The 7494-nt window shown below is 58.8% G+C and carries 7 protein-coding genes and 1 pseudogene; 2 read left to right on the top strand and 6 right to left on the bottom strand.

Features of this window, described 5'->3' with window-relative positions; genetic code table 11:
* A pseudogene (locus ACPYOP_RS13885) lies at positions 1-338 on the top strand (tetratricopeptide repeat-containing protein); the annotation flags it as partial.
* Positions 339-448: 110 nt separating this feature from the next.
* On the opposite strand, the gene ACPYOP_RS13880 reads toward ACPYOP_RS13885, so the two are convergent.
* Both ACPYOP_RS13880 and ACPYOP_RS13875 read right to left on the bottom strand, forming a co-directional pair.
* Entirely contained in the window at positions 449-1360 is a 912-nt protein-coding gene (locus ACPYOP_RS13880; protein WP_481410952.1) for a flagellin N-terminal helical domain-containing protein, read from the bottom strand.
* A 255-nt stretch (positions 1361-1615) separates the two neighbouring features.
* The gene (locus ACPYOP_RS13875; RefSeq protein WP_481410951.1) at positions 1616-2527 is read right to left on the bottom strand and encodes a flagellin N-terminal helical domain-containing protein; all 912 of its coding nucleotides are present in this window, start codon (positions 2525-2527) and stop codon (positions 1616-1618) included.
* A gap of 334 nt (positions 2528-2861) precedes the next feature.
* Between ACPYOP_RS13875 and ACPYOP_RS13870 the strand changes: the two genes are divergently transcribed.
* Positions 2862-4805: an O-linked N-acetylglucosamine transferase, SPINDLY family protein gene (locus tag ACPYOP_RS13870; protein WP_481410950.1), complete on the top strand. Its 1944-nt coding sequence runs from the start codon at positions 2862-2864 to the stop codon at positions 4803-4805.
* A gap of 72 nt (positions 4806-4877) precedes the next feature.
* On the opposite strand, the gene fliP is transcribed toward ACPYOP_RS13870, so the two are convergent.
* The 4 genes from fliP to ACPYOP_RS13850 all read right to left on the bottom strand — a co-directional run bounded on the left by fliP (position 4878) and on the right by ACPYOP_RS13850 (position 7492).
* Entirely contained in the window at positions 4878-5636 is a 759-nt protein-coding gene (gene fliP, locus ACPYOP_RS13865; protein WP_481410949.1) for a flagellar type III secretion system pore protein FliP, read from the bottom strand.
* Positions 5633-6124, bottom strand: a complete 492-nt coding sequence (locus ACPYOP_RS13860) for a flagellar basal body-associated FliL family protein (RefSeq protein WP_481410948.1) — start codon at positions 6122-6124, stop codon at positions 5633-5635. Before ACPYOP_RS13860 ends, fliP begins: the two co-directional genes overlap by 4 nt.
* 145 nt (positions 6125-6269) lie before the next feature.
* Positions 6270-6983 carry a flagellar basal body L-ring protein FlgH gene (flgH, locus tag ACPYOP_RS13855; RefSeq protein WP_481410947.1) on the bottom strand — a complete coding sequence of 238 codons (714 nt, stop codon included), beginning with the start codon at positions 6981-6983 and terminating at the stop codon, positions 6270-6272.
* Positions 6980-7492, bottom strand: a complete 513-nt coding sequence (locus tag ACPYOP_RS13850) for a MotE family protein (RefSeq protein ID WP_481410959.1) — start codon at positions 7490-7492, stop codon at positions 6980-6982. Before ACPYOP_RS13850 ends, flgH begins: the two co-directional genes overlap by 4 nt.
* Positions 7493-7494: the final 2 nt, after the last annotated feature.

Raw genomic sequence — 7494 nt, 5'->3', positions numbered from 1 at the left:
TCGTGCATTATCTGAGCGCCGGCATGGAGCAGAGCGCGGCAAAACGCGCCGTCGAACAGACATGGATGGAAAATTTCGATCAGGATTTCGCCGTGCGCCATAAGGAGAGCTTCGCAGCCCTCTGCCGCCATATCCAGCTCGATTATTTCGGCATCGATTGCGCGGAACTTGCCGATGGACGTCTGCTGGTGTTCGAGCTCGATGTCGCGATGGTGGTCCACGACATGGATGATCCGATCGTCTATCCCTACAAGCTGGCGGCCATGCGGAAACTGTTCGATGGTTTCGTCGATGCCGTCAGACAAAGAGCTGTTGCGGCGCTGACAAAGGCGCCCTGAGTCGGGCGGCGCCGATGCGCCGAGCCAAAATGAAAACCGCGCCTTCCGGGGAAGGCGCGGCGAAGGTCTGTCTCTTGCCATCAACCAACGCGTTGCGTCGGTTCATCCTATTAACGGAAGAGCGACAGGATCGACTGGCTCGAAGAGTTGGCGATCGACAGGGACTGAACGGCCAGCTGCTGCTGCGTCTGCAGAGCGGACAGCCTGCTCGATTCCTGTTCCATGTCGGCGTCAACCAGCTTGCCAACGCCCGACTGGATCGAGTCGGAGAGCGAGGAAGCAAAGCTCGACTGAAGGTCGATGCGGGCCGAGACGGAGCCCAGCTTCGAGCCGAGGCTGGTCATGGAGTTCAGAGCGGTCTGAACCATGTTCAGGGCGCTGGAGATCTGACCGCCAGTCATGCTGGAGATGTCAAGGCTGAAGACCGAAGCGCCAACCGAGCCATCCGACGTACCCAGGATACCCGAAGTCGTGTCGATCGTGCCGCCGCTCGAGCCGAACAGAACGTTGCCGGTCGCGCCGGCGTTGAAGGCGTAAGCGGTCGTGCTGATTGAAACGGTGCCGTTGGTGCCGCGGATGAAGGACGAGACGACCGAAGCCGAACCGCCGCTCGCGGCCATGACCCAGTTTTCGCCGTTGAACGAAGCCGACTGGGCAACGCTCTGCAGCTGCTGCTGCAGCTGGCCGATTTCTTCCTGGATGGACTTCTTGTCAACCGAACCTTCCATGGCGGTGGCAAGTTTGCTCTTGATCTGGCTGACGATGTCGATGGCGCTGGTGACGGCGGTGGTTGCGGTGTCAACCTTGGCGGCGCCGAGGCCGAGAGCGTCGGAAACGGCGCCGATGGCGCTGTTGTCGGACTTCATGCTGGTGGCGATCGACCAGTAAGCAGCATTGTCGGAAGCCTTGGAGATGCGCAGGCCCGAAGAAACAGCGCCCTGCGTGTCCTTCAGGTCGGAACCGATGGTGCGCAGCGTCTGGAGAGCGGCCATTGCGGCGTTGTTGGTAAGAATGCTCGTCATGATATTTGCCCCTTTGGCAGTGGTTGAATAAGGGACATTCCGGACCTAAAACCGGTAACGGCATTCAGCATCATGCCTGTTAACCAAAATCGTTAAGGTTAACTCGCCGCTTCGATGGTCCTAAGAAACAGCAATATGGTTAAGAAAAGCTGAACTGGCTTGAGCCGGAAAATATAAAAAAAACCGCGCCTTAGACGGGCGCGGTTAACTTACTGTTTAGGATTTTCGACCAACGCGTTGCGTCGGTTCATCCTATTAACGGAAGAGCGACAGGATCGACTGGTTCGAAGAGTTGGCGATCGACAGGGACTGGATGGCCAGCTGCTGCTGCGTCTGCAGAGCGGACAGCTTGCTCGATTCTTGTTCCATGTCGGCGTCAACCAGCTTGCCAACGCCCGACTGGATCGAGTTGGAGAGCGAGGAAGCAAAGCTCGTCTGCAGATCGATGCGGCTGGAGACGGAGCCCAGCTTCGAGCCGAGGCTGGTCATGGAGTTCAGAGCGGTCTGAACCATGTTCAGGGCGCTGGAGATCTGGCCAGTCGTCATGTTGGAGATGTCGAGGCTGAAGACCGAAGCGCCAACCGAACCATCCGACGTACCCAGGATACCCGAAGTCGTGTCGATCGTGCCGCCGCTCGAGCCGAACAGAACGTTGCCGGTCGCGCCGGCGTTGAAGGCGTAAGAGGTCGTGCTGACCGAAACGGTTCCGTTGGTGCCGCGGATGAAGGACGAGACGACCGAAGCCGAACCGCCGCTCGCGGCCATGACCCAGTTTTCGCCGTTGAACGAAGCCGACTGGGCAACGCTCTGCAGCTGCTGCTGCAGCTGGCCGATTTCTTCCTGAACAGACTTCTTGTCGACCGAACCTTCCATGGCGGTGGCAAGTTTGCTCTTGATCTGGCTGACGATGTCGATGGAGCTGGAGACAGCCGTCGAAGCGGTGTCAACCTTGGCGGCGCCGAGGCCGAGAGCGTCGGAAACGGCGCCGATGGCGCTGTTGTCGGACTTCATGCTGGTGGCGATCGACCAGTAAGCAGCGTTGTCGGAAGCCTTGGAGATGCGCAGGCCCGAAGAAACGGCGCTCTGCGTGTTCTGCAGGTTGCCGCTGATGCTCTTCAGAGTCTGGAGAGCGGCCATTGCGGAATTGTTGGTGATAATGCTGGTCATTGAGTGTGTCCCCTGGAAACTGGATACGAAAGGAGGACATACCGGACTGAAAATACCGGCGATGACGGAGCAGCTTCATGCCCCTCGATCCATTTTCCTGGAGGACCAAACCCGTCATGTTGCGAGGAAGGTCGCACCCATTGCTTGCCAATTTCTTAAACGCGGGGCCACCGGGAACCGCCTGTCCCGAACGTGGCTAACAATGCGTAAAGGCATTTTCGACCAGTGCTTCGGTTTCAGGCAAGCTACGTGAGAGATGATCCGGCAAATCCATGATGCCGGCACTCGGCCTTTGACGAGAGCCAGTTCAACATTCCGCTTGGAGTTCTCGCTCGTGAATACGAAAAACATCTTTTCGACGGCGTCCAGTTTCTATCAGAAGGGGCAATATACGCGCGCGCTCGAAACGCTGAATGATTTACTTAACGTCGATAAATCAGCCAAAACCTATGCGCTGCTGGCAAAGACGCTGCTCAAGCTCGGCTTCAAGGCGGATGCGGCCAGCGCCTACGAGCTTGCAGGCCGGCAACTGCCCCGTCGCGACGAATATCTTCGCGAGGCGCTGCTGCTGCACAGTGAATGCGGCAACGACGATCAGGCGCTCGCGGTCGGCAACCTGATCCTTCCAATGGCGTTCAAGGATCCGGAGCTTGCCTTCATCCTCGTTCGCATTTTCCTGGACCGACAGCAGAAAGAACTCCTGACCGGCTTCAAGGCGGTGCTGGTCGAGGGACCGGAGCTCAAGCATCGGCTCATGGCATCCAAACTACTCACCGACGATCTCTATGACGAAAGCAACCGACACCTCGTTGCGACGCTGTTCAGGAAACATCCCGAGAGCATCATCTCTCGCATACTCCATCTGATCTTCGCTCGCGAAATATCCGATCTTGCGGTTGTCGACAGGCACATGGCGCCGATCACAGCGGCACTGGCAAAGGGCAATCTCGATTACGTGATCCCGGACAACCCCTTCTTCCACCTGCATTGGTGTGGCGATGAATCCATTAACAAATATGCGTTCCACGACACCAGACCCCTGCCCGCCGGCCATGCCGAGGCTCGTCGCGAGTTGCCACACGCGTGGAGCAACAAGATTCGTGTCGGCTATCTCTCGTCCGATTTCTGGCCCGGCCACGCGACGATGAAGCTGATGCAGCGGACCCTGGAGCTGCACGACAAGGATCGGTTCGAGATCACCCTCTTCGACCATTCCGATCTCGCTTCCCAGAAAGAACGGGGGTTCGACCATCAGAAGTGGGGAACGATGGTCGACGTTCGCGGTCTGTCCGACCAGGGCGCAGCAGAGGCGATCCGCGCTCGCGGGATCGACATACTCGTCGATCTCAAGGGCCACACCAAAGGAAGTCGCGCAGCTATCCTCAACCATATGGCAGCCCCGATCCAGGTTTCCTGGCTCGGTTTTCCGGGCTCCGTCGTCAACATCGATCTCGATTACATCATCGGCGATCATTATGTGCTGCCGGATCATTCGAAGCCGCATTTCCACGAGAAGTTCTGCCGGCTGCCCGAGTGCTACCAGCCGAACGATCCGCTCAATCGCCCGAAACCGCGGCCGACGACCCGCGCCAAGCATGGGCTGCCCGAAGACGCCTTCGTCTTCGCCTCGTTCAACGGCAATCGTAAGATCACCTCACAAATGGTCGACGTGTGGTGCAATATCCTCAAGCGCAGCAAGAACAGCGTGCTTTGGCTGCTCTGCAACGGTCCTCGGGCGGAAGCCAATCTCTTGGCTCGTCTGGAAGCCCGCGGTATCAACCGCAAACGCGTCGTCTTCACCACCCGCATTCGCTATGAGGATCATATCGATCGCCAGCAGCTGGCCGATCTCGGCCTAGATACTTTCCCGGTCAACGGGCATACGACCACATCCGAGCAGCTCTGGGGCGGTCTGCCTGTTCTCACCGTGAAGGGCACCAATTTCGCTTCGCGCGTCAGCGAGAGCCTGTTGAACGCCATTGGCCTGCCGGAACTGGTGGCCGATGACATCAAGGCCTATGAGGATATGGCGGTAGAGCTTGCCGGCCAGCCGGAACGAATTGCGCAGTTCAAGGAAACCTTGGCTACCAACCGCTACATCACGCCGCTCTTCGACGCCGAGCGCTTCACGCACCACCTGGAAGCTGCTTTCGAGATGATGGCGGCCCGCGCCAAGCAGGGTCTCGCACCCGACCACATGGATGTGCCGGCGCTGCCCATGCGCACGGAAGCGTTTATGGAAGAAGACCAGAATTCGGCGGCGATCGCGGCCGAATAAAGCCCAGCGATCGTCGGAGCCGCAGACCTCCGGCGATCGCTTCACGCCTGTCTTTCATTCACGCATGTCTTTTCAGTGGAAAGAGCGAACCAGGCTGCCGACCAAAAGATTCCAGCCGTCGATCAGCACGAAGAAGAGAATCTTGAACGGCAGCGAGATCGAGGTCGGCGGCAGCATCATCATGCCCATGGCCATCACGATGGTCGACACGATCAGGTCGATGACCAGAAACGGCAGTACCACAAGGAAGCCGATTTCGAAGCCGCGACGAATCTCCGAGATCATGAAGGCCGGGATCAGGACACGATAATCGATCTTGTTGTCGACGACGGTGGTCTGGCCGCGCTCCTTCGCCAGATCGACGAAAAGCTTCAGGTCCTTGTCACGCGTATTGTTCGACATGAAGGTGCGGAACGGTTCGGCGATGCGCTGCACGGCGTCGGCTTCCGAAATCTGATTGGCAAGCAGCGGCTGCACGCCATCCTTCCATGCCTGATCGAAAGTCGGCGACATGACATAGAAGGTCATGAACAGGGCGAGGCTCAGCAGGATCATGTTCGACGGCGTCGATGAAAGACCCATGCCGGTGCGCAGGATCGAAAACGCGATGATGAAGCGCGGAAAGCTCGTCACCATGATCAGGATGCCAGGCGCGATCGACAGGATCGTCAGGAGCCCGAACGTGCGGATGATCCAGGCGGCGACCGAGCCATTGACCGGAGCATTCAGAAGATCGGTGGGAAGCTGTTGCGACAATTGCTGCGCCATCGCCAGTTCAGGCGACAATACAGAAATCACTAATATAGATAGGGCAAGTATTAATCGAATCATTCGATCACGAAAGTTCTGAACATAACTTTCGATACTCGCCCTTCCGAGCGCAGGTCAACACGCTCCTGAATGTCATCCCGAAGATATTGCAGGCCCCGCGCACCCTCGATCTGCTGCAGCGAGACCGTGCGGATATAGGTAAGAATATCCTGATGGATCGCCTGGGCGAGCTGAGCATCCGTGGGGCCTTTGAAGACCAGGGCCAGCTCCAGCCTTACCCAGCTCTGCGAGGGGTAGGCAAGATTGGTCGTGATCGGATCGAGCGCTATGATGCCGTTCGCCTGTGCGGCGGCCGCCGCCTGCTTGCTGTCGCCGGCGGCCAGTATCGTCTTCTGCACGGCAGCGGTCGCGGCCTTGATCCTCGGCGCGACGACGGTTCCGAGCACCCAGCCGCCGCCGCCGCCAAGAACGGTCAGCACCAGCAGGCCGACGATCGTCATGATCAGCGGCGATCCCTTGCCCTTTGCCGGTTCGTCTGTGGCTGCCATGTTCCTGTCCGTCCGTTAATCTACTAGAGCATTTCCGCTTTTCTTCGAATCGCGAAAACGCTCTATCTCTTTGTTTTCCCGCAATTCCGGACGGAAAACCGCCGAACACTTTTCCTGGAATTGCTCTAGCCTATACCGTCGGCCGTCAGAGCGGCGACAGCAGATCCACGGCCTGCTGGCCTCGCGGCGGCTGCTGTATTTCCGTCAGGCGCCCGCGTCCGCCATAGGAGATGCGCGCCTCGGCGATCTTGTCGTAGGAAATCGTGTTATCGGCGGTGACGTCCTGCGGACGCACGATGCCGGCGACGTTGAGGATGCGGATTTCCTGGTTCATGCGGACTTCCTGCGAGCCGCTGATCATCAGGTTGCCGTTTTCGAGAATGCCGGTCACGACAGCAGCGACCAGAAGGTTGATCTGCTCGGAACGCTGCATCTTGCCCTTAGCGTCGGTGCTCGTGTCGGAGCCGGAGGTTGCGTCGGCGTTGGTGGCGGGTCTCCAGCCGAAGATCTTGGCCGAGATATCCCAGTTCATGTCGCTCTTGTTCGTGCGATTGCGGTTGGTCTCGTTGTCCCAGTTCGCCTTGTCGTTGATCTGGATCGTGACCGTCAGGATGTCGCCGACATTGAGCGCGCGCGAATCCTTGAAGAGGGCCGCCTGCGAATCGTTCCAGAGCGAATAGCCCTGCGCAACCTGGTGCGGCCGCTTCGGATATTGCAGCATCTGCGGCGTCTGCGCATATTGCAGGCCGCTGCCGATCGGACTCATGGCAGGCGCCCTGCCGATTTCCCTGAGGGCCTGCGACTGGCAACCGGCGAGAAAGACGACGATTGCGCAGGCGGCCGTAAGACGCGTGTTCATGAGGGGTCCTTCGACTTCGATGTATTCGGGTCGGATGCGCTGGCGATGATATTGGTGATGACGGCCGCCTTCTTTGCATCCATTTCCGCAAGGATCAGGCTCGATTGGCGCGACGAAAGCTTCATGATGATCGCTGCGGCAATCGTGGTCTTGACGTCGTTGAGGCTCGCCGCCGCCGCATCCGGCTTCATGTTCTTGTAGATATCGACCAGGCCGAGATCGGCTGTCTTGAGGAAGTCGTCACGGCGTTTCAGCCAGTCCTCGTATTCGGCCTTGCGCTTGTCCATCGTGGCGATGCGCTGGTCGATGTCGGTGCGAAGCTGTTCCAGCTCCTGCTTTTGCAGCAGATAGCGCTGATCGCGGGCCGGATCGGCAATATTGGTGCAGAACTGCCGGATCTCGTCCTGGCTGGAGGCGGGATCGGCGGGTTTCGGCGCTTCCTGCGCTAAGGCCATGCCGAGCGGCAACAGCATCATGGCACCCGTTGCGAGACTGCAGGCAACCAGCATTT

Source organism: Rhizobium sp. KNZ2-6A (genome assembly GCF_056755475.1).
The sequence above is the reverse complement of the archived record's forward strand: the minus strand, read 5'-3'. Positions and strand labels throughout refer to the sequence as shown.